Below are 20,372 nucleotides of genomic sequence, written 5' to 3' on the forward strand. Positions count from 1 at the left end.
GAACGCGATCCGCCCTGCCGCGCCCGCCGCAGGTCTCAGATGGCTGCGGGGCGAAACCCGCTGCAGATCAGCTCCTGGCGGTTGCGCCGGTGGCGGCGCAAAAGGCTGCGCACCCTTGCGCCGATGACCAGCGGCCGGACCGAGGCGCGCGCATCGCGCTCGCGCCCAGAGGCCAGGCCGCCAATGTCGGGGCAAGGCCCGACGGGCAGACCCTGCAACGTGCGGGCGGCAAGAAGCAGGGATTCCGCAGGAGTGCCATTGGCCAGCACCAGCTCGTGGCGATCAAGCAGCAGATGGAAGTAGTCTACCCCATCAGGGTGCATCGATGTGACACCCCTCTGCCTGCGCAGGTGGTGCGCCGCGACCAGCACCTCGGGGCTTCCGAACATGCGCTCGGCAATGCGCGAGCGCAGCAAGATCCGGTGCTGCGGCGAGACCAGCAGGTCGCTGCTCGGCAAACCGCGGCCGAGCGCGCCGGCCCGGATACGCACGGGCCTCAGCCGCGGCCGGGCAGCGAGGTCTTCCCCGCTCAGGATGTGGCGACCGAGGTACCGCAGCGGCTGCGGGCCGGAATCCACGGTGATCACCAGATCGCCGATGTCCAGCGTTTCGACGGGGGCGGCCCCTCTGACGGTCTCGATCAGCGTTCCCGCGGCGAAGCACAGCATCACGCCGTTGCTGTCGGTCAAATGGGCATCATTGCCGATCCCGTGCTGGCTGCCATAGGTGGCGTAGCCCGTGTCAGTGGCGAAATTTCCAATGTTGGGCGTACCGTCAAGATCGTCGCCATCGATGTGCACCAGATCGGTGCCGGGCTGATAGACTCCTGCCGCTCCACCGATGTAGTTGCCCGTGCCCGCGTCCCAGGCCCGCGAAATCGCGACACCAACCGGGCTGTTCCCGATGTAGAGACCGGTGATTCGGAAGTAATGGCCCGTATCCGGGTCAACCGTGATGATCTCCCAGTCCGCCTCGATCACGGCGCCGGAGGGGTAGGTCACGCCGTTCAGGGTCACCGCGGCGGTCAACAGCGCGCCATCGTCGTCGGGATAGTCGCCGTCGGCGGTCTGCGCCTGCACGTCGGCGGCGCTGGAAAAGCTCAGCACGTCGCCGACGGTGGACCCCACGGTCGCGGTGTCATCCGATATCGAGCCGCTGAGCGGGTCGGTTCCGGTGATGCTCGAAAGCTCGATGATTCCGAAGACAAACGCCAAGAAGGGCCTCCGTGAGCTGGCTGTCCGCGTTGGTTGATGGCAGCGGGTTGTCGCATCAGGATCATGTAATGTCGTTTAGAAATGGCGTACGGACGTCGGGTCACCTTCGGTGGATTTGCAAATCTTGCGCTAACATTTGCATAATTTGCAAAGCCCCTTGCGCTGCAGCGCGGCATGCCCTTGAGTTCGGAATGCGAAGCCAGGAGGGCGGCTTTTTCGCACACATTCAGGAGGAATACATGCCCGAGTTCCAGAAGATCCTCATCGCCAACCGTGGCGAGATCGCGATCCGCATCATGCGTGCGGCGAACGAGATGGGAAAGAAGACCGTCGCCGTCTTTGCCGAGGAGGACAAGCTGGGGCTCCACCGCTTCAAGGCCGACGAAGCCTATCGCATCGGCGAGGGGCTCGGGCCGGTCGCGGCCTATCTCTCGATCCCCGAGATCATCCGGGTGGCCAAGGAATCCGGCGCCGACGCGATCCATCCGGGCTACGGGCTGCTGTCGGAGAATCCCGAGTTCGTCGATGCCTGCGACGCGGCCGGCATCACCTTCATCGGCCCCAAGGCGGCGACCATGCGCGCGCTTGGCGACAAGGCCAGCGCCCGCAAGGTGGCGATGGAGGCCGGCGTGCCGGTCATTCCCGCGACCGAGGTGCTGGGCGATGATTTCGAGGCGATCGCCAAGGAAGCGGAGGAGATCGGCTACCCGCTGATGCTCAAGGCCAGCTGGGGCGGCGGTGGCCGCGGCATGCGGCCGATCGAGGGACCGAAGGAGCTGAAGGAAAAGGTGCTCGAGGGCCGGCGCGAGGCCGAGGCGGCCTTTGGCAACGGCGAGGGTTATCTGGAAAAGATGATCCTGCGCGCCCGCCACGTCGAGGTGCAAATCCTCGGCGACAAACAGGGCAACATCTACCACCTCTACGAGCGCGACTGCTCGGTGCAGCGCCGCAACCAGAAGGTCGTCGAGCGCGCCCCCGCGCCCTACCTTTCGGAAGCGCAGCGCGAGGAGCTCTGCGAGCTCGGCCGCAAGATCTGCGCCCATGTGAACTACGAATGCGCCGGCACCGTCGAATTCCTGATGGATATGGACAGCGGCAAGTTCTACTTCATCGAGGTGAACCCCCGCGTGCAGGTCGAACACACCGTCACCGAAGAGGTGACCGGCATCGACATCGTGCAGGCGCAGATCATGATCGCCGAGGGCAAGAGCCTCGCCGAGGCCACCGGCAAGGCCAGCCAGTACGACATCCGCCTGACCGGCCACGCGCTGCAGACAAGGATCACCACCGAGGATCCGACCAACAACTTCATCCCCGACTACGGCCGGATCACCGCCTACCGCTCGGCCACCGGCATGGGCATCCGGCTCGACGGCGGCACCGCCTACGCCGGCGGGGTGATCACCCGCTACTACGACTCGCTGCTGGTGAAGGTCACCGCCAAGGCGCCGACCCCCGAGAAGGCCATCGCCCGCATGGACCGCGCCCTGCGCGAATTCCGCATCCGCGGGGTGAGCACGAACATCGACTTCGTGATCAACCTGCTGAAGCACCCGACCTTCCTGACCAACCAGTACACCACGAAGTTCATCGACACGACGCCCGATCTCTTTGACTTCAAGAAGCGCCGGGACCGCGGCACCAAGGTGCTGACCTACATCGCCGACATCACCGTCAACGGCCACCCCGAGGTGCAGGGACGCCCGAAGCCCCATGCCGAGCTGAAGCCCGCCCGCGCCCCCGAACTGCGCGCCGAGACGCCGCCGCCCGGCACCCGCACTCTGCTGGAAGAGAAGGGCGCGCAGGCCGTGGCCGATTGGATGGCGGCGCAGAAGCAGCTGCTGATCACCGACACCACCATGCGCGACGGCCACCAGTCGCTGCTGGCGACCCGCATGCGCTCGCTCGACATGATCAAGGTCGCCCCGGCCTATGCGGCGAACCTGCCCGGGCTCTTCTCGGTGGAATGCTGGGGCGGCGCGACCTTCGACGTGGCCTACCGATTCTTGCAGGAATGCCCGTGGCAGCGGCTGCGCGACATCCGCGCCAAGATGCCCAACATCCTGACGCAGATGCTGCTGCGCGCCTCCAACGGCGTCGGCTACACCAACTATCCCGACAACGTGGTGCAGAGCTTCGTCGCCCGCGCAGCGGAGAGCGGCGTCGACGTCTTCCGCGTCTTCGATTCGCTGAACTGGGTCGAGAACATGCGCGTCGCCATGGACGCGGTGATCGAGAGCGGCAAGATCTGCGAGGGCACGATCTGCTACACCGGCGACATCCTCGACCCGGCGCGCGCGAAGTACGATCTCAAGTACTACGTCGAGATGGGCAAGCAGCTGAAGGACGCCGGCGCGCATGTGCTGGGTCTCAAGGACATGGCGGGCCTGCTGAAGCCCTCCGCCGCCGGCGCGCTCGTGAAGGCGCTGAAGGAGGAGGTCGGCCTGCCGATCCACTTCCACACCCATGACACCTCGGGCGCGGCGATCGCCACCATCATGGAAGCCTCGCGCGCCGGGGTCGACGCGGTGGACGCGGCGATGGACGCGCTTTCGGGCAACACCTCGCAGCCCACCCTCGGCTCGATCGTCGAGGCGCTGCGCCACACCGAGCGCGACACCGGGCTCGACGTCGACGTGATCCGCGAGGTCTCGAACTACTGGGAGGCGGTGCGCGGGCAATACGCGGCATTTGAATCGGGCATGCAGGCCCCCGCGTCGGAGGTCTACCTGCACGAGATGCCGGGCGGGCAGTTCACCAACCTCAAGGCGCAGGCGCGCTCGCTGGGGCTGGAAGAGCGCTGGCACGAGGTCGCCAAGACCTATGCCGACGTCAACATGATGTTCGGCGACATCGTCAAGGTGACCCCGTCCTCGAAGGTCGTGGGCGACATGGCGTTGATGATGGTGAGCCAGGGGCTGACCCGCGCGCAGGTCGAGGATCCGAAGAGCGACGTCAGCTTCCCCGACTCGGTGATCGACATGATGCGCGGCAACCTCGGCCAGCCGCCGGGCGGCTTCCCCAAGGGGATCGTCAAGAAGGTGCTGAAGGGCGAGAAACCCAACACCGAGCGCCCCGGCAAGCATCTTGCCCCGGCCGACTTCGCCGCGCTGCGCGCCGAGCTGGCGGCGAAGTTCCCGGATGTCGAGTTCGACGACGAGGACTTCAACGGCTACCTGATGTACCCCAAGGTCTTCACCGACTACGTGGCGCGGCACGAGGATTACGGCCCCGTGCGCGTGCTGCCGACGCTGACCTACTTCTACGGCATGCAGCCCGGCGAGGAGATCACCGCCGAGATCGACCCCGGCAAGACGCTGGAGATCCGCCTGATCACCGTCGGCGACACACAGGACGACGGCGAGGTGCGGGTGTTCTTCGAACTGAACGGCCAGCCGCGCACGGTGCGCGTGCCCGACCGCAAGGCCAAGGCGGCGGGCGGCGCCAAGCCCAAGGCCGAGCCCGGCAACCCGAACCACATCGGCGCGCCGATGCCGGGCGTCGTGGCCACCATCGCGGTGCAGGCGGGCGCCAAGGTCAAGGAGGGCGATCTGCTCCTCACCATCGAGGCGATGAAGATGGAGACCGGCCTGCATGCCGAGCGCGACGCCACCGTCAAGGCCGTGCACGTGCTGCCCGGCGGCCAGATCGACGCCAAGGACCTGCTGATCGAGCTGGAGTGACCAACCGCGGGCCCCGGCCCGCCGAAACGGCAAGCAGAGGGGGCGCCGCCCCCTCTTCGCCTGCGGCGAATTCACCCCCGGGATATTTTCCCCTAGAAGAAATCCGGCGGGCCCGCGCCGCGTCTTCTCTTTGACAAATACGCCCACCGGAGGCGGTCCTCAGCGGGCCACCGAGACCAGTGTCGCGAGTATCTCGACCTCGCTGCGGCCTGACGCCTCGGCGATGGCCGAGAGACTCTCGTCCCCTGTGTCCACGGCGAATCCCGCCTGCGCCAGGGTGTCGGCCAGCTGGTCCGCCGGCACATCGGCAAGCGCGGCGACCTCAGACAGGCTGCCCGCAAGCAGCAGCTGGGCTGCGGCGAATTGCGGTGGCCCGCCCCGGCGCGCGGCCCCCTCTTGCGGCGACAGGGCCGGGACGAGGAAGGACGCCGCCATCGCCGCCGAGGCAGCCATGGAGAGCGCGAAGGCCGGCTTGCGTATGTAATTGCTCATCGGCCGCCAGTTCTTCCACAGGTGCAGCACGAAGGGCAGGATCAGCACCATGCTGAGCCACTCATGCATCCCGTGGAACCACCCCGAGTTCCAGTGGAAGAAAAGCGCGACTCCCGAGATCAGGGACACGAGGAAAAGCCCGGTGATGAGCGGCGTGGCGTAGCGATTGAGAAGACTCTTCATGGCTCGGCTGGCTCCGAAAGTGGCGAGACCGGCACCACACCCACGTGCGGCACCCAAGATCACACGGGACGCGGCCAGGTTTCCGTCGCGTTTCATTGCGATTTTTCGCGGTCCGAGAAATTTCCGGAAGAAAGGTCGTTTTTCCCCTTGCGGAGGTCCGCGGGAAACTCTAAATCGCCCACACCAACAAGGAAGCGGGCGTAGCTCAGGGGTAGAGCATTACCTTGCCAAGGTAAGGGTCGGGCGTTCGAATCGCCTCGCCCGCTCCAGTTGGACCTCCGGCGCAAGTCGGACCGGTGACAGGCCGGACGGGTTGAAAAACCCACATGATGAATGGTTTGCGGGCGTAGCTCAGGGGTAGAGCATTACCTTGCCAAGGTAAGGGTCGGGCGTTCGAATCGCCTCGCCCGCTCCATTCACCACCCTCCCTCGCGGAGGACAAAATCTCGGACATCGTGCAATCGACCGGCTGCGGGATCGCGCTGCCGGGATATTCGCATTTGCGCGGCGATTTCCGCCGCGGCCCTGCGGGCGACGGGCGACCCTGAAGGCCGCCCCGTACCGGCTCAGAACGCCTTGAAGGTCAGCGTGGTCAGCGTCCGCTCGATTCCCGGAACCATCAGGTTCTCGTTGATGAAGTGGCCCACGTCGGCACCCTCGGGGATGTAGAGCTTGAGCAGCAGGTCCCATTCGCCGGAGGTCGAGTAGAGCTCGGAGTGGATCTCCTTGAGCGCGATCTGGTCGGCCACCTCGTAGGTGGTGCCGGGCTTGCAGCGGATCTGGACGAAGACGCAGGTGGTCATGGCGGGGCCTTTCGATGATATGCGCGCAAGCTGTCACAGCGTTCCTGCCGCCGCAAGCGCGGGGCCGCACCGGCATGCGCGCGGGGCTTGGCGCGCGCCCTGCCCCGCCCTATAAGCCGCTGCGAGACATCGAGGAGTATGGTCCATGCGCAAGGCCGAGGTGAGCCGCAGCACTGCCGAGACAAAGATCGAGGTCAGCCTCGATCTCGACGGCACCGGCAGCTACGACATGAAGACCGGTGTGGGGTTCTTCGACCACATGCTGGACCAGCTGGCGCGGCATTCGCTGATCGACATGCACGTGCGCGCCGAGGGCGACCTGCACATCGACGACCACCACACCGTCGAGGACACCGGCATCGCCATCGGCCAGGCGCTGGCCAAGGCGCTCGGCGACAAGCGCGGCATCCGCCGCTATGGCTCCTGCCTGCTGCCGATGGACGACGCGCTGGTGCGCGCGGCGCTGGACCTGTCGGCGCGGCCCTTCCTCGTGTGGAAGGTGCAGCTGCCCACCGAGAAGATCGGCAGCTTCGATTGCGAGCTGGTGCGCGAGTTCTTCCAGGCGTTGGCGACCCATGGCGGCATCACCCTGCACATCGAGGCGATCGACGGGGTGAACTCGCATCACATCGTCGAGGCGGCGTTCAAGGCCGTGGCCCGTGCGCTGCGCGAGGCCGTGGAGCCCGACCCGCGCAAGCGGGACGCGATTCCCTCGACCAAGGGCGCGCTCTGACAGCGTCGACAGCGAGGGGCGCTGCCCCTCGCACTCCCCGGGATATTTGACCCTAGAAGAAACAGGGGCGGACCGGCCGCCCGGACAGGAGGCGAGATGCTGACGGCGATCATCGACTACGAAAGCGGCAACCTGCATTCCGCCGAGAAGGCCTTTCAGCGCATGGCGCGCGAGCTAGACGCCGGTGAGATCGTGGTAACCGACTCGCCCGAGGTGGTGGCACGGGCCGATCGGCTGGTGCTGCCCGGCGACGGGGCCTTCCCGGCCTGCGCCAGGGCGCTGCGCCAGTCCGGCTGCTTCGAGGCCATGGTCGAGGCGGTCACCGTGAAGGGCCGCCCCTTCCTCGGTATCTGCGTCGGCATGCAGCTCATGGCCCGCGTCGGTTTCGAGTACGAGGAGACGCCGGGCCTTGGCTGGGTCGATGGCGAGGTCGAAAAGATCCTGCCCGAGGACACCGCGCTGAAGGTGCCGCACATGGGCTGGAACGAGCTGGTCATCGACCGCGCCCACCCTGTGCTGGACGGGGTGAGCAGCGGCGATCACGCCTATTTCGTCCATTCCTACCAGATGCGCATGCTCAACCCCGACCACCGGCTGGCGCATGTGGACTACGGCGGCACGGTCACCGCGGTGGTCGGGCAAGGCACCATGCTGGGCTTCCAGTTCCACCCCGAAAAGAGCGCCGACACCGGCCTCAGGATGATCGGAAACTTCCTGACCTGGGCGCCCTGACAGCGACGCGCCGAGCTTCCGCTCTCGCAGGGGCAGCGCGCGCATTGCAAAGCGCGCCCCCGCGCGGCTATAGGGGGCCGTCACAGACTTTGCGGAGCCGCGCCATGATCCTCTACCCCGCCATCGACCTCAAGGACGGCAAGGCCGTGCGCCTGCTGCGCGGCGACATGGAGAAGGCCACGGTCTTCAATGACGATCCCGCGGCGCAGGCGATGGAGTTCGTCGAGGCGGGCTGCGACTGGCTGCACCTCGTCGATCTCAACGGTGCCTTCGCCGGCGAGCCGGTGAACGCGGCGGCGGTCGAGGCGATCCTCGCGCGCACCAAGGTGCCGGCGCAGCTCGGCGGCGGCATCCGCGACATGGCCACCATCGAGCGCTGGCTCGACAAGGGCCTCGCGCGGGTCATCCTCGGCACCGTGGCGGTCGAAAAGCCCGAGCTGGTGCGCGAGGCCGCGAGGGCCTTCCCCGGCAAGGTTGCCGTCGGCATCGACGCGCGCGACGGCCGCGTGGCGACCAAGGGCTGGGCCGAGGTGACCGACGTCGACGCGGTGGATCTGGCACGCAGCTTCGAGGACGACGGCGTCGCGGCGATCATCTACACCGACATCAACCGCGACGGTGCCATGCAGGGGCCGAACATCGAATACACCGCCGCCATGGCGCGCGCCGTTTCGATCCCGGTGATCGCCTCGGGCGGCGTGTCGAAGCTGGCGGACCTCATCGCGCTGCGCGACTGCGGCGCGCAGCTCAATGGCGCGATCTCGGGCCGGGCGCTTTACGATGGCGCCATCGATCTCAAAGAGGCGCTGGCCGCGCTCAAAGACTGAGCAACAGTCGAGCCGAATGTCAAAGGGCCGCCCCGGAGGCGGCCCTTTCTTCATTCCGGCGATCAGAGCGGCTCGGTGCGGTAGAGCTTCACCTTCAGGCTGCCATGCGCCACCGGCGCGCCGGTGGGCAGGAAACGCAGGCCGGTGGCCTTGGCCAGCCCCGGCTCGGTGGTGATGATGCCGACGCGCCAGCCCGCGAACCTCTCCTTCAGCACCGTGCCCAGCGAGGCGTGCAGCGCGTGCAGCGGGCCCTTCTCGCCAATCCGCGCGCCGTAGGGCGGGTTCACCATGACGAGGCCCGGCGGGCCGTCGGGGCGCTCCAGCTCGCTCACCGGGCGGCACGCGAAGCGGGTCCAGTCGGTGACCCCGGCGCGCGCGGCATTCTCGGTGGCAAAGCGCACAGCGCCCGCGTCGCGATCCGAGCCGTAGTAGAGCGAGCCGGGCGCGCGCAGCGGCTCCTGCCGTTTCAGCCCCTTGAGATCGGCGGGCGCGAACACCGCCAGCCGCTCGAAATCAAAGGCGCGCGCCCTGCCGGGCAACAGGCCGGCGGCAATCTCGGCGGCCTCGATCGGGAAGGTGCCGGAGCCGCACATCGGGTCGAGCACCGGCTCAACCCCGTCGTAGCCGCAGGCGCGCAGGAAGAGCGAGGCCAGCGTCTCGCGCATCGGCGCCTTGCTGACCGCCTGTTTCAGGCCGCGCCGGTGCAGCGGCTGGCCGGAGGTGTCGACGGAGAAGGAGACGATATTCTCTTCGATCCGGGCAAGGATGCGCACCCCGTCGTCGGCCAGCGGCGCGCCCAACTCCTCGGTGATCGCCCGCTCGATGCGCTCCTTCGCGGCACCGGCGTGGTAGATCTTCGACTTGCGGCTCAGTGCCTCGACCTTCACCGGCACGTCGGGCCGCAGGATGTCACCCCAGGGGAACTTGCGCGAGCGCTTGTCGAGCTGCGCGAGGTGCACCGCCGGGAAGCCGCCGATCCGGGCCAGCACCCGCGCCGCGCCGCGCAGTTCGAGGTTTGCGCGCGCCACCTCGGGCCAGCCGCCCTGGAACGACACGCCGCCCTGCTCGGGCTTCAGCGGGCCGAAGCCGAGCGACTTGGCCTCGGCAACCAGCACGGGCTCCAGCCCCGGCGCGCAGGCCAGGAAAATCTCGAATGTCTTGTCCATCACATGTCCCGTCAGAGCAGCTCGAGCACGCGCTCGGGCGGGCGGCCGATCATCGCGCGGGCACCGGAGATGGCGACCGGACGCTCGATCAGCTTGGGTGTCTCGGCCAGAGCGCGCAGCAGCGTCTCGTCGTCGCTGTCCCGGCTCAGGCCCGCCGCCTTGAACTCGGCTTCCTTGGTGCGGACCATCTCGATCGCCGGCACGCCGAGCGCGGCCTGCGCCGCCTTCAGCTCGTCGAAGGAAGGCGCGTCCTCGAGGTAGCGGCGCACCTCGGGCTCGACGCCGTTGTCCTGCAACAGCGCCAGCGCCTCGCGCGACTTGCTGCAGCGGGGGTTGTGCCAGAGGATCATGTCCAGTCCCCTCGGCCGGTACCGACCGCTTCCTCGACCGAAGCGAAGCCGTCCCGCGCCAGCAGCGCGTCCAGTCCCTCGGCGATGTCCTGCACCAGCGAGAGCCCGCCGAAGACCAGCGCGGTATAGACCTGCACCGCCGAGGCGCCGGCGCGGATTTTCTGGTAAGCCTGCTCGGCCGAGCCAATGCCCCCGACGCCGACCAGCGGCATCTGCCCATCCGTCAGCTCCGAGAGCCTTGCCAGCACGCGGGTGGATTTCTCGAACAGCGGCTGGCCGGACATGCCGCCCCCCTCCGACGCGAAGGGCGAGGAGAGCCCCTCGCGCGAGAGCGTGGTGTTGGTGGCGATCACCGCGTCGACCTTGCTGGCCATGGCGACCTCGGCCACGTCCTTGAGCCCCTGCTCATCGAGATCCGGCGCGATCTTGAGGAACACCGGGATGCGGTCATCGAGGTTCGCCCGCGCATCCATGACGCCGCCCAGCAGCGCCGCCAGCGCGTCCTTGCCCTGCAGGTCGCGCAGCCGCTCGGTGTTGGGCGAGCTGACGTTCACCGTGGCGAAATCGAGGTGCTCGCCGCAGCGCGCCAGCACCTTGGCGAAATCCGCCGCACGGTCCTCGCTGTCCTTGTTGGCGCCGAGGTTGAGCCCCAGCACCATGCCGCTCGGGCGTTGGACAAGGCGCTGCGCGACCACCTCCATGCCCTCGTTGTTGAAGCCGAAGCGGTTGATCGCGGCCCGGTCCTCGGTCAGGCGGAAGAGGCGCGGCTTGGGGTTGCCGGGCTGCGGGCGGGGCGTGACGGCCCCGACCTCGACGAAGCCGAAGCCCGCCCGCGACAACCCCTGCAGCGCCGAGGCGTTCTTGTCGAAGCCGGCGGCAAGCCCGATCGGGTTGGGCAGCGGAAGCCCTGCCAGTTCGCAGCGTAGCCGGTCCGAGGTGATCAGCCCCGGTGCCGGGGCAAGCCCCATCTTCAGCGCCATGATCGCCAGCCCGTGCGCCTGCTCGGGATCGACCTTGTGCAGAAGCGGCAGGCCCGCCTTCTCGAGGAATCTCATCATGCCAGATCGTCCGGGAACACATGTGCGCCGTCACTGCCGAGCGGCATCGGGCGCGACCATAGTAGCCCAGCCAGCGGCAGCGCGGAATAGAGATGCGGAAACAGCGCCCCGCCGCGCGACGGCTCCCAGGTGATCTTGTCACCGAGGGACTCCGCCTCGTAGCACAGGAGTTGAAGCCCCTCAGCCCCGGCGAAGTGCTTCGCCGCCGTCTCGCGCACCTGCTCGGCGGTAGAGAAATGGATGTAGCCATCGGCCACGTCGATCGGCGCACCGGCGGTCTCGCCCTGCGCCTGCAGCGCCGCCCATTCGTCGGCCCGGAGGATTTTGTAGATCAGCATGACCGGCTGATGCCGTGGAACCCCGTTCCGGTCAATCCCCGCAGTCAATGCACGTTGAGCAAATCCGCGCTCAGAGCCAGCGTCCGCAATGCCTCTGGATGCGCGGGATGATCACCCAGACCATCGAGAAGACCATGATCGGCACGAGCAGAAGATTGCGCTGCCAGAGCGACCATTCCGCAGTGAGCGGCCCGATCAGATAGGCCAGCAGGGTGACAAACGGGTAGACCGCGCAGAATACGAAGAGGGCGAAGCGCAGGCGGGACGGCACCCGCGGCGTAGCTGTCGTGGCAGACATGGGAGGTCTCTTTATAGGAACGGAACGTATCGTTCTCATAAGAGCTGGCCGCCTCTCCTGTAAAGGGCTATGCGGGAGGGGCGTTCCCCTTTCTTCACCTGATCCGGACCCGATGACCGAAAAACGAGCTTCCATCGGCGCGCGCCGCAACCCCGAGACCGAAACCGCGATTCTGGACGCCGCTGCGGAGATCCTCGCCGAGAGCGGCATCTCCGGGCTGCGAATGGAGGCCGTGGCCAAACGCGCCCGCGCCGGAAAGGCCACGCTCTACCGCTGGTGGCCCACGCGCGGCGCCCTGTTGCTGGCGCTCTACAGGCGCCGCAAGCCGGTGGCGGCCTACCCCGACACCGGCACGCTCGAGGGCGACCTGACCGCCGTCTTCGCCCAGGTCTTCGCGCATTGGCATGGCGAGACCGGGCAAATCTTCCGATCGATCATCGCCGCCGCCCAGGCCGAGCCCGATGTGGCAGAGGCGCTGGCGGAGTTCCGGGAAGAGCGCCTTGCGGGCCTTCGGGAGGTCGTCGCCCGCGCCGGAGTCCGCGGCGAACTTGCCCCGGACGCTGTGCCCGCCCGGCTGGCCGAGGCGGTGATCGCGATGCTCTGGTACAAATTGCTCTCGGGCGGACTAGGCGACGACCCCCGGGCACTTGCCCGTCTTCTGTGCCAAGGCTGGAGCGCCATGAAAACTTCACCCGACGTGCTTTGACACAAAGGAATTGTCGTTGCAGGATCGGAAGATAAGAAAAACCCGACAGAGAGGATTCCCGATGTCGCTTCGCCTTCTGACCGGCGCTGCCGCCCTCGCCCTGACCGCAGGCACCGCCAGCGCGGACTATGCGATCACCATCCTGCACACCAACGACTTCCATGCGCGCTTCGAGCCGATCAGCAAGTACGACTCGACCTGCGGCGAAGAGGACAATGCCGCGGGCGAGTGTTTCGGCGGCTCGCCGCGCCTGCAGACCGCCATCACCGAGGCCAAGGAGCGCGCCGGCAACTACCTGCTGGTGGACGGCGGCGACCAGTTCCAGGGCACGCTCTTCTACACCTACTACAAGGGCAAGCTGGCCGCCGAGATGATGAACCAGATGGGCTACGACGCGATGACCGTCGGCAACCACGAGTTCGACGACGGCCCCGAGGTGCTGCGCGGCTTCGTCGATTCCGTGAACTTCCCGGTGCTCATGTCCAACGCCGACCTCACGGGCGAGGGCCTGCTGAAGGGCGCGATCAAGAAATCCACCATCATCGAGAAGGACGGCCAGAAAATCGGCCTCATCGGCCTCACCCCGGTCGATACCGACGAGCTGTCGAGCCCCGGCAAGAACGTGGTCTTCACCGATCCGGTGGGCTCGGTGCAGGCCGAGGTGGACGCGCTGACCGCCGAGGGCGTGAACAAGATCATCGTGCTGTCGCACTCGGGCTACAACGTCGACCTCAAGGTCGCCGAGGAGACCACCGGCGTCGACGTGATCGTCGGCGGCCATTCGAACACGCTGCTCGGCGACATGGATGGCGCCGCGGGCCCCTACCCCACGATGGTCAAGGACACCGCCATCGTCTCGGCCTATGCCTACGGCAAGTTCCTCGGCGAGCTGAACGTCACCTTCGACGACGAGGGCAACATCACCGAGGCCTCGGGCGCGCCGCTGATCATGGATGCCGCCGTGACCGAGGATGCCGCCACCAAGGACCGCATCATCGAGGCCGCCAAGCCGCTCGACGAGATCCGCAACAAGGTGATCGGCGAGTCGACCGCCGAGATCAACGGCAGCCGCGACATGTGCCGCGCCGAGGAATGCCCGATGGGCAACCTCGTGGCCGACGCCATGCTCGACCGGGTCAAGGACCAGGGCGTCGAGATCGCGATCACCAACGGCGGCGGGCTGCGCGCCTCGATCGACGCGGGCGAGGTCACCATGGGCGAGGTGCTCACCGTGCTGCCCTTCCAGAACACGCTCTCGACCTTCCAGGTCACCGGCGCGGTGATCAAGGAGGCGCTTGAGAACGGCGTGAGCCAGATGGAAGAGGGCGGCGGCCGCTTCCCGCAGGTCTCGGGGATCAGCTTCACCGTCACCCCCGCGGCCGAGGTCGGCAGCCGCATCTCCGACGTGATGGTCGGCGACGCCGCGCTCGACGAGGCGAAGACCTACGGCGTCGTGTCGAACAACTTCGTGCGCAACGGCGGCGACGGCTATGCGATGTTCACCACCGCCAAGCAGGCTTATGACTTCGGTCCCGACCTTGCCGACGTGGCGGCCGAGTTCATCGCGGCAGGCACCCCCTACGAGCCCTATACCGACGGCCGGATCACCATCGCCGAGTGAGCCGCCCGCCGGGCGACAGGACGCGGGGGCGTGCCGGCAACGGCGCGCCCCCTTCGCATTCCCGCCGGTTGCCGCAACATCCTCTTCCCCCCGCGGAAATTCCGCACTATCAGGACCCCATGCTGAAGACGCGCATCATCCCCTGCCTCGACGTGGCCGATGGCCGCGTGGTCAAGGGCGTCAACTTCGTCGACCTGCGCGATGCGGGCGACCCGGTCGACGCCGCCCGAGCCTATGACGCCGCCGGCGCCGACGAGATCTGCTTCCTCGACATCCACGCCACGCATGAAAACCGCGGCACGATGTTCGACGTGGTGACCCGCACCGCCGAGCAATGCTTCATCCCGCTCACCGTGGGCGGGGGCGTGCGCACCGTCGCCGACGTGCGGGCGTTGCTGCTGGCCGGGGCCGACAAGGTCTCGTTCAACTCCGCCGCCGTGGCCAATCCCGACGTGGTTGCCGAGGCCGCCGACCATTTCGGCAGCCAGTGCATCGTCTGCGCCATCGACGCCAAGACCGTCGAGCCGGGCCGCTGGGAGATCTTCACCCACGGCGGCCGCCGCGCCACCGGCATCGACGCGGTCGAGTTCGCCATCACCATGGCGCGCAAGGGCGCGGGGGAAATCCTGCTGACCTCGATGGACCGCGACGGCACCAAGGCGGGCTTCAACCTGCCGCTGACCCGCGCCATCGCCGACGCGGTGCCGATCCCGGTGATCGCCTCGGGCGGCGTCGGCACGCTCGATCACCTGGTCGAGGGCGTGACCGAGGGCCATGCCTCGGCGGTGCTCGCCGCCTCCATCTTCCACTTCGGCACCTACACCATCGCCGAGGCCAAGGCCCACATGGCCGCCGCCGGCGTTCCCGTGAGGCTCTGAGATGACCGAGATGACGCTCGAAAAGCTCGAAGAGATCGTCGCGACCCGCGCCGCCGCCTCGCCCGACGAGAGCTGGACCGCCAAGCTGCTCGCCAAGGGCCCCGAGAAATGCGCCGAGAAATTCGGCGAGGAAGCCATCGAGGCGATCATCGAGGCGGTGAAAGGCGACCGCGAGAAGCTCGCCTCCGAGGCCGCCGACGTGCTCTTCCACTTCCTCGTGATGCTGCGCGCGCGCGATCTGCCGCTGACGGATGTCATGGCCGAGCTTGAGCGCCGCCAGGGCCGCTCCGGCATCGCCGAGAAGGCCGCGCGCCCCAAGGGCTGACCGGCGACAGGGGGCGCTGCCCCCTCGCCACTGCGCGGCTCACCCCCGGCGTATTTTTCAAGAGAAGAAGACGGGACGCACAGGCGGCGCACCCGTCTGATCGCTGCGGGGCCCGCGCTTTCTTCTAGGCTCAAATATCCCGGGGGAGACGCGCGCAGCGCGGCGGGGGCGGAGCCCCCTGACCCGCGCCCCGAACGCGCCCGCAAAGGATCAGCCGCCGATCACCTCGGCCAGCGGCATGCCGGCGCCCAGAAGCCGCTCGTATTCGATCTTGGTGCAGCGGTCCTGCACCACGTCGATGCCCTTGGCCGCCGCCCGCGCCGCGGCCTCGGCATGGGTCACGCCCAGCTGCATCCAGATGGTGCGCAACTGCGGCAGGTGCGACAAGGCCGCGCCGACCACCGAGGGCACCGCGTCGTGGCGGCGGAAGATGTCGACCATGTCCACCGGCGCGTCGATCTCGGAGAGCCCCGCGCGGAACTCCTCGCCGAACAGCGTCTGCCCCACATGCGCCGGGTTCACCGGGATGATCCGGTAGCCGCGCTGGTAGAGGAAGCGCGAGACGTAGTGGCTTGGCCGCACCGGATTTGTGGAGATGCCGACAACGGCGATGACCCGGGTCCGGGTCAGGATGTCTTTCAGGAAAGCGTCAGAGTAGCTCATGGTGTCAGCCTGTCACAGCGCCGCGGGAAGAGGAAGCCACCGCGCGGCCTCCCGCAGGGGGACCCCACGGAAAGAAAAAGCGTCCGGGTAAAACCCGGACGCCAGTTACGGAACGAGGGACAGTGAAGGGGTCGCGGAGGTTCCAGTTCCGCGCCTCTGGATCAGAGATAGGCGAAAATGCCACAGAGTGAAGACCCCTCGCGATCATGTGATGAAAAAATCTTGACCTTCCTTGCGTCACGTGCTGGCGAGTCATTCCGCGGCGATCGCCTTCTCGCTCAGCATCTGCCACACCCGGTGCGGTGTGAAGGGCATGTCGGCCTGGCGAATCCCCCGCTCCCAGAGCGCATCCTGCACCGCGTTCGACACCGCCGCCATGGACCCGACGGTCCCGGCCTCGCCGCAGCCCTTCATCCCCATCGGGTTGCCGGTCGAGGGCACGGGCTCGACATCGAAGGCGATCCAGGGGGAATCCTTGGCGCGCGGCATCGCGTAATCCATGAAGGTCGCGGTCAGCAGCTGGCCGTCCTCGTCGTAGACCGTGTGCTCGGTCAGCGCCTGGCCGAGCCCCTGCACCACCCCGCCGTGCACCTGGCCCTCGGCCAGCATCGGGTTGATGAGATTGCCGAAATCGTCGACCACGGTGTATTTCACCACCTGCGTCACGCCGGTCTCGGGGTCGACCTCGACCTCGCAGAAATGCGCGCCGTTGGGGTAGGAGCGGGCGTCGATCGCGGTGCGGGCCGACCAGCTGAGCAGGTCCTCGCGGCCCTTCTCGCGGGCCAGCGCCGCGGCCTCGAGCATGGTCGGGTGCAGGTTCGAGCCATCCGCCCGGAACTGCTCGTCGTCGAATCGCACCTCGTCCGGGTCCACGCCCATCTCGCCGGCGAGGAACTCGGAGAAGCCGGCGATCATGTCGCGCACCGCGGTGAGCGTCACCGTCGCCTGCGTGGTCACCGAGCGCGAGCCCCCCGTGCCGCCGCCGCGCGGGATGAGGTCGCTGTCGCCCTGCACGAAGCCGATCTTCTCGACCGGGATGCCGGTCTGGTCCGACAGGAACTTGGCAAAGACCGTCTCGTGCCCCTGCCCGTTCGACTGGGTGCCGACGTAGATCACGGCGCCGCCGTCCTCGGTGAACTCGACCTTCACGTCTTCGGCCGGATCGCCGAGGATGCTCTCGATGTAGTAGCAGAGGCCCAGGCCGCGCAGCTTGCCCTGCGCCTCGGTGGCCGCCTTGCGCGCCGGGTAGCCTGCGATGTCGGCATCCGCCTCGGCATGGGCCAGCACGCGGGAGAAATCGCCGACGTCGTAATTCTCGCCGGTCACCGTCTTGTAGGGAAACTCCTGCACGAAGTTGATCCGGCGCAGCTCGCTGGGATCGACGCCGAGCTCGCGCGCGGCGCGGTCCATGATCCGCTCGAGCGTGTAGATCGCCTCGGGGCGGCCGGCGCCGCGGTAGGCGTCGACCTGCGTGGTGTTGGTGTAGAAGCCCTCGACCCGCATGTAGGCGGCCTTGATGTCATAGGTGCCGGTCAGCACCTTGGCATAGAGCGCGGTCTGGATCGCCTGCCCGAAGTTCGAATTGTAGGCGCCGAGGTTGCAGCGGGTGTGGTTGCGGTAGCCGAGGATGCGGTTGTCTTCATCGAAAGCCAGCTCGGCCAGCGTCACAAGATCGCGCCCCGCGTGGTCCGAGAGCATCGCCTCGGTGCGGTCCGACATCCAGCGCACCGGCCGACCCAGCTCCTTCGCGGCGAAGGCGATGGCGAAATACTCGGGGTAGCCCGGAGCCTTCATCCCGAAGCCGCCGCCAACGTCGGGGTTGGTCACCCGGATCTGCTCGACCGGCAGGCCGAAGGCTTGCGCCAGCTCGGATTTGAAGCCCCAGACGCCCTGCCCGTTGAAGGCGACGTGCAGCTTCTCGCCGTCCCATTCGGCATAGGCGCCGCGCGGCTCCATGGCGTTGACGATGACCCGGTTGTCGCCGACCTCGAGGCTGACCACCTTGGCGGCGGCGGCAAAGGCCGCGTCGGTCTCGGCCTCGTTGCCGAGCCCGTAGTCGAAGGCGCGGTTGTCCGGTGCCTCGGGGTGGATCGCCTCGCCGCCCGCTTCCAGCGCCATGTTCACCGGCAGTTCGTCGAAATCGAAGACAATCGCCTCGGCCGCATCCTTGGCTTCGATCATGGAGTCGGCGACGATCAGCGCCACCGGCTCGCCGACATGGCGCACCCGGTCCTTGGCCAGCATCGGACGCAGCGGATCGGCGGCCTTGCTGCCGTCGCGGTTCTTGATCACGGTGCCATCCATAGAGATGTCCATGCCGGCGGCGACCAGGTCATCAACCGTTGCCACCATGTGGACACCCGGCATCTCGCGGGCATCCGTCACGTCCAGCTTGGCAATCGTGGCATGGGCCACGGGCGAGCGCAGCACATAGGCATGCAGCGCCCCCTCCGGCGCGATATCATCGACGTAGCGGCCATGCCCGGTCAGGAAGCGCACGTCCTCGCTGCGTTTGAACGACTGGCTCTTGCCGAATTTTTCCATCTGGCTGGTCCTCCCGCGACTGCATATTTGCCGCGACTGTAGAGGCCGCAGCAGCAGAGTCCAGCGCCCGAGACTGTGATCTCAGTCTTGATTTTCGATTTCCACCACTCTGCGTACGCCGTAACCGTTGAAGCCGGTAACGAGCGCGCGGGAATAGGCCCCCATGCCCTCGAACAGCAGAAAGTCGCCCTCGGCAAGAGCGCCCGGCAACGGCAGGGTTTCGGGCAGGCGGTCGATGCTGTCGCAGGTCGGGCCAAAGACCACGCGGCGGATCTTGGGCCCGCCAAGCTCCGTGCCGCAGCGGCGCACCGCCCGCACCCGGTCCATCGGCGCGATGTCTCGCCATTCGGCCAGCCCGCCGTAGACCCCGTCGTTGAGGAACACCGCCTCGTCATGCACGCCCTTCACCCGCACCGCCAGCGTCAGCGCCTCGGCGGCCAGCGCCCGCCCCGGCTCGCAGACCAGCTGCGGCGGGATGTCGAATGCACCGAAGGTGGTGTCCCGGATGATGTCGAAGATGGCCTGCAGGTTCGGCCTGCCCGCATCGCGGTGCGCGGGGAACCCGCCGCCGACGTTGAGACGATGCAGCATGACGCCCGCCGAGCGGGCGACCGCCGCGGCCTCGACGATGTAGCGTGCCCAGGGCTCGGGGCTGGCGCATTGCGTGCCGGGGTGGAAGGTGATCGACGGGACAAATCCCATCGCGGCGACCCGCCGAAGAAGCGCCACTGCCTGCTCGGGCGTGGCCCCAAACTTCGCGCCGAAATCATAGGCCGCACCTGCCACCGGCAGCTTGAGGCGCACCGCGATCTCGGTGCCTTCTTGCAGCCCGGCCAGCTTTTCGAGTTCCGCCATTCTGTCGACCGACCAGGACAGGCAGCCAGCTTCGCGCCCCGCCGCGACCTCTGCCGCCGAGCGCACCGGGTTGTGATAGTGGAGCGCCGCCCCCGGCGCCTCGGCCCGAACCAGCGTCATCTCGGCGGGCGAGGCGACATCGAAGGCGGTGACCCCGGCCGCGTGCAGGGCGCTGATCATCTCTGGCGCCGGGTTGGCCTTGACCGCGTAGGTCACAAGGCCGGGAAACCCCTCGAGGAACTCGCGCGCCACCTCCATCAGCCGTGCGCGGTGGAAGAAGAACACCGGCTCGTCGGGGGCATTGGCCGCGAGCCAGGCCTCCGGCGTCGGGGAAAGGGTCGGATCGAGCCGCATCGGTCACTGCCTCCTGTCGGTTTTCTTTCAGCATGGCGCAGAAAACGCTCGGATCCGCTCGGCAGTTGGCACAGAATGTCAGGTGTGATGAGGCAAATTGACGATAAATCTCTACAGATCGACGAAACAGATCGCCAGCTCGTCGCCCTGCTCGAGGCGGACGCCCGGCTGCCGGTGGCGGATCTTGCCCGCAAGCTTGGGCTGGCGCGCACCACGGTGCAGGCGCGCATCGACCGGCTGCTGGCCCGCGGCATCATCGCCGGTTTCACCCTGCGCCGCGGCGCCGCGCTGAGGGCACCGATCCGCGCCACGGTGCTGGTCTGCATCGAGCCGCGCAGTCAGCCAGAGGTGCTGGCACGTCTGCGCCAGATGCCCGCGGTCGAGGCCGCGCATACGACCTCGGGTCGGGTCGATCTTCTGGTCCAGGTCAGCGCCCGCAGCACCGAGGAACTCGATGCCACGCTCGACAGGATCGCCGAGGCGCGCGGGGTGAAGAGCTCGGAGAGCCTGATCCACCTCAGCACGAAGCTGAGCCGGTCGAGCTGAGCC

20 protein-coding genes and 2 tRNA genes are annotated in these 20,372 nt (G+C 67.6%); 11 read left to right on the plus strand and 11 right to left on the minus strand.

Annotation, left to right across the window (positions count from 1 at the left end):
• Nucleotides 1-35 precede the first annotated feature (35 nt).
• Nucleotides 36-1,214, minus strand: a complete 1,179-nt coding sequence (locus IQ782_RS06985; protein WP_194133908.1) for a Hint domain-containing protein — start codon at nucleotides 1,212-1,214, stop codon at nucleotides 36-38.
• 239 nt (nucleotides 1,215-1,453) lie between these two features.
• Between IQ782_RS06985 and IQ782_RS06990 the strand changes: the two genes are divergently transcribed.
• Nucleotides 1,454-4,897: a pyruvate carboxylase gene (locus IQ782_RS06990; protein ID WP_194133909.1), complete on the plus strand. Its 3,444-nt coding sequence runs from the start codon at nucleotides 1,454-1,456 to the stop codon at nucleotides 4,895-4,897.
• 159 nt (nucleotides 4,898-5,056) lie between these two features.
• Here IQ782_RS06990 and IQ782_RS06995 read toward each other — a convergent pair whose 3' ends face one another.
• A complete protein-coding gene (locus IQ782_RS06995; protein ID WP_194133910.1) occupies nucleotides 5,057-5,572 on the minus strand; it encodes a DUF4405 domain-containing protein in 516 nt (171 codons plus the stop codon).
• Nucleotides 5,573-5,766: 194 nt separating this feature from the next.
• Between IQ782_RS06995 and IQ782_RS07000 the strand changes: the two genes are divergently transcribed.
• Nucleotides 5,767-5,841 (plus strand) — tRNA-Gly (locus IQ782_RS07000).
• Nucleotides 5,842-5,912: 71 nt separating this feature from the next.
• Nucleotides 5,913-5,987 (plus strand) — tRNA-Gly (locus tag IQ782_RS07005).
• 151 nt (nucleotides 5,988-6,138) lie between these two features.
• On the opposite strand, the gene IQ782_RS07010 is transcribed toward IQ782_RS07005, so the two are convergent.
• Nucleotides 6,139-6,375, minus strand: a complete 237-nt coding sequence (locus tag IQ782_RS07010) for an Lrp/AsnC ligand binding domain-containing protein (protein WP_092423852.1) — start codon at nucleotides 6,373-6,375, stop codon at nucleotides 6,139-6,141.
• A 145-nt stretch (nucleotides 6,376-6,520) separates the two neighbouring features.
• On the opposite strand from IQ782_RS07010, the gene hisB reads away from it, so the two are divergent.
• The 3 genes from hisB to hisA all read left to right on the plus strand — a co-directional run bounded on the left by hisB (nucleotide 6,521) and on the right by hisA (nucleotide 8,667).
• The gene (gene hisB, locus IQ782_RS07015; RefSeq protein WP_194133911.1) at nucleotides 6,521-7,108 is read left to right on the plus strand and encodes an imidazoleglycerol-phosphate dehydratase HisB; all 588 of its coding nucleotides are present in this window, start codon (nucleotides 6,521-6,523) and stop codon (nucleotides 7,106-7,108) included.
• 96 nt (nucleotides 7,109-7,204) lie between these two features.
• Complete coding sequence (hisH, locus tag IQ782_RS07020; RefSeq protein ID WP_194133912.1) at nucleotides 7,205-7,840, plus strand: imidazole glycerol phosphate synthase subunit HisH; 636 nt, start codon at nucleotides 7,205-7,207, stop codon at nucleotides 7,838-7,840.
• 104 nt (nucleotides 7,841-7,944) lie between these two features.
• Entirely contained in the window at nucleotides 7,945-8,667 is a 723-nt protein-coding gene (gene hisA, locus IQ782_RS07025; RefSeq protein ID WP_194133913.1) for a 1-(5-phosphoribosyl)-5-[(5-phosphoribosylamino)methylideneamino]imidazole-4-carboxamide isomerase, read from the plus strand.
• A gap of 62 nt (nucleotides 8,668-8,729) precedes the next feature.
• Here the strand turns inward: hisA and IQ782_RS07030 are convergent, their stop codons facing one another.
• The 5 genes from IQ782_RS07030 to IQ782_RS07050 form a co-directional block, all read right to left on the minus strand.
• Nucleotides 8,730-9,833 (minus strand): THUMP domain-containing class I SAM-dependent RNA methyltransferase, encoded by a 1,104-nt coding sequence (locus IQ782_RS07030; protein ID WP_194133914.1) that lies wholly within the window; start codon nucleotides 9,831-9,833, stop codon nucleotides 8,730-8,732.
• Between the two features lie 11 nt (nucleotides 9,834-9,844).
• Nucleotides 9,845-10,183, minus strand: a complete 339-nt coding sequence (gene arsC, locus IQ782_RS07035) for an arsenate reductase (glutaredoxin) (RefSeq protein ID WP_194133915.1) — start codon at nucleotides 10,181-10,183, stop codon at nucleotides 9,845-9,847.
• Entirely contained in the window at nucleotides 10,180-11,238 is a 1,059-nt protein-coding gene (locus IQ782_RS07040) for a quinone-dependent dihydroorotate dehydrogenase (RefSeq protein WP_194134083.1), read from the minus strand. Before IQ782_RS07040 ends, arsC begins: the two co-directional genes overlap by 4 nt.
• The gene (locus IQ782_RS07045; RefSeq protein ID WP_194133916.1) at nucleotides 11,238-11,579 is read right to left on the minus strand and encodes a DUF952 domain-containing protein; all 342 of its coding nucleotides are present in this window, start codon (nucleotides 11,577-11,579) and stop codon (nucleotides 11,238-11,240) included. The genes IQ782_RS07040 and IQ782_RS07045 overlap by 1 nt, the downstream gene beginning before the upstream one ends.
• 70 nt (nucleotides 11,580-11,649) lie before the next feature.
• Nucleotides 11,650-11,877 carry a putative antibiotic biosynthesis monooxygenase gene (locus tag IQ782_RS07050; protein ID WP_194133917.1) on the minus strand — a complete coding sequence of 76 codons (228 nt, stop codon included), beginning with the start codon at nucleotides 11,875-11,877 and terminating at the stop codon, nucleotides 11,650-11,652.
• A gap of 112 nt (nucleotides 11,878-11,989) precedes the next feature.
• Here IQ782_RS07050 and IQ782_RS07055 point away from each other — a divergent pair, with 112 nt between their 5' ends.
• From IQ782_RS07055 to IQ782_RS07070, 4 genes are all read left to right on the plus strand, one after another.
• A complete protein-coding gene (locus tag IQ782_RS07055; RefSeq protein ID WP_194133918.1) occupies nucleotides 11,990-12,583 on the plus strand; it encodes a TetR/AcrR family transcriptional regulator in 594 nt (197 codons plus the stop codon).
• A gap of 61 nt (nucleotides 12,584-12,644) precedes the next feature.
• Nucleotides 12,645-14,204 carry a bifunctional metallophosphatase/5'-nucleotidase gene (locus IQ782_RS07060; RefSeq protein WP_194133919.1) on the plus strand — a complete coding sequence of 520 codons (1,560 nt, stop codon included), beginning with the start codon at nucleotides 12,645-12,647 and terminating at the stop codon, nucleotides 14,202-14,204.
• Nucleotides 14,205-14,323: 119 nt separating this feature from the next.
• Nucleotides 14,324-15,082: an imidazole glycerol phosphate synthase subunit HisF gene (gene hisF, locus IQ782_RS07065; RefSeq protein ID WP_194133920.1), complete on the plus strand. Its 759-nt coding sequence runs from the start codon at nucleotides 14,324-14,326 to the stop codon at nucleotides 15,080-15,082.
• A gap of 10 nt (nucleotides 15,083-15,092) precedes the next feature.
• The gene (locus IQ782_RS07070; RefSeq protein WP_194134084.1) at nucleotides 15,093-15,407 is read left to right on the plus strand and encodes a phosphoribosyl-ATP diphosphatase; all 315 of its coding nucleotides are present in this window, start codon (nucleotides 15,093-15,095) and stop codon (nucleotides 15,405-15,407) included.
• Nucleotides 15,408-15,617: 210 nt separating this feature from the next.
• Here IQ782_RS07070 and IQ782_RS07075 read toward each other — a convergent pair whose 3' ends face one another.
• The 3 genes from IQ782_RS07075 to IQ782_RS07085 all read right to left on the minus strand — a co-directional run bounded on the left by IQ782_RS07075 (nucleotide 15,618) and on the right by IQ782_RS07085 (nucleotide 19,823).
• Nucleotides 15,618-16,070, minus strand: a complete 453-nt coding sequence (locus IQ782_RS07075) for a CoA-binding protein (RefSeq protein ID WP_194133921.1) — start codon at nucleotides 16,068-16,070, stop codon at nucleotides 15,618-15,620.
• A gap of 252 nt (nucleotides 16,071-16,322) precedes the next feature.
• Nucleotides 16,323-18,614, minus strand: coding sequence for a xanthine dehydrogenase family protein molybdopterin-binding subunit (locus tag IQ782_RS07080; RefSeq protein WP_194133922.1), 2,292 nt, complete (start codon nucleotides 18,612-18,614; stop codon nucleotides 16,323-16,325).
• 81 nt (nucleotides 18,615-18,695) lie between these two features.
• Nucleotides 18,696-19,823 carry a type III PLP-dependent enzyme gene (locus IQ782_RS07085; protein ID WP_194133923.1) on the minus strand — a complete coding sequence of 376 codons (1,128 nt, stop codon included), beginning with the start codon at nucleotides 19,821-19,823 and terminating at the stop codon, nucleotides 18,696-18,698.
• An 87-nt stretch (nucleotides 19,824-19,910) separates the two neighbouring features.
• Here IQ782_RS07085 and IQ782_RS07090 point away from each other — a divergent pair, with 87 nt between their 5' ends.
• The gene (locus IQ782_RS07090; RefSeq protein ID WP_194133924.1) at nucleotides 19,911-20,369 is read left to right on the plus strand and encodes an Lrp/AsnC family transcriptional regulator; all 459 of its coding nucleotides are present in this window, start codon (nucleotides 19,911-19,913) and stop codon (nucleotides 20,367-20,369) included.
• Nucleotides 20,370-20,372 lie beyond the last annotated feature (3 nt).

The organism is Salipiger mangrovisoli, from assembly GCF_015223355.1.
Taxonomy (GTDB): Bacteria; Pseudomonadota; Alphaproteobacteria; order Rhodobacterales; family Rhodobacteraceae; genus Salipiger; species Salipiger mangrovisoli.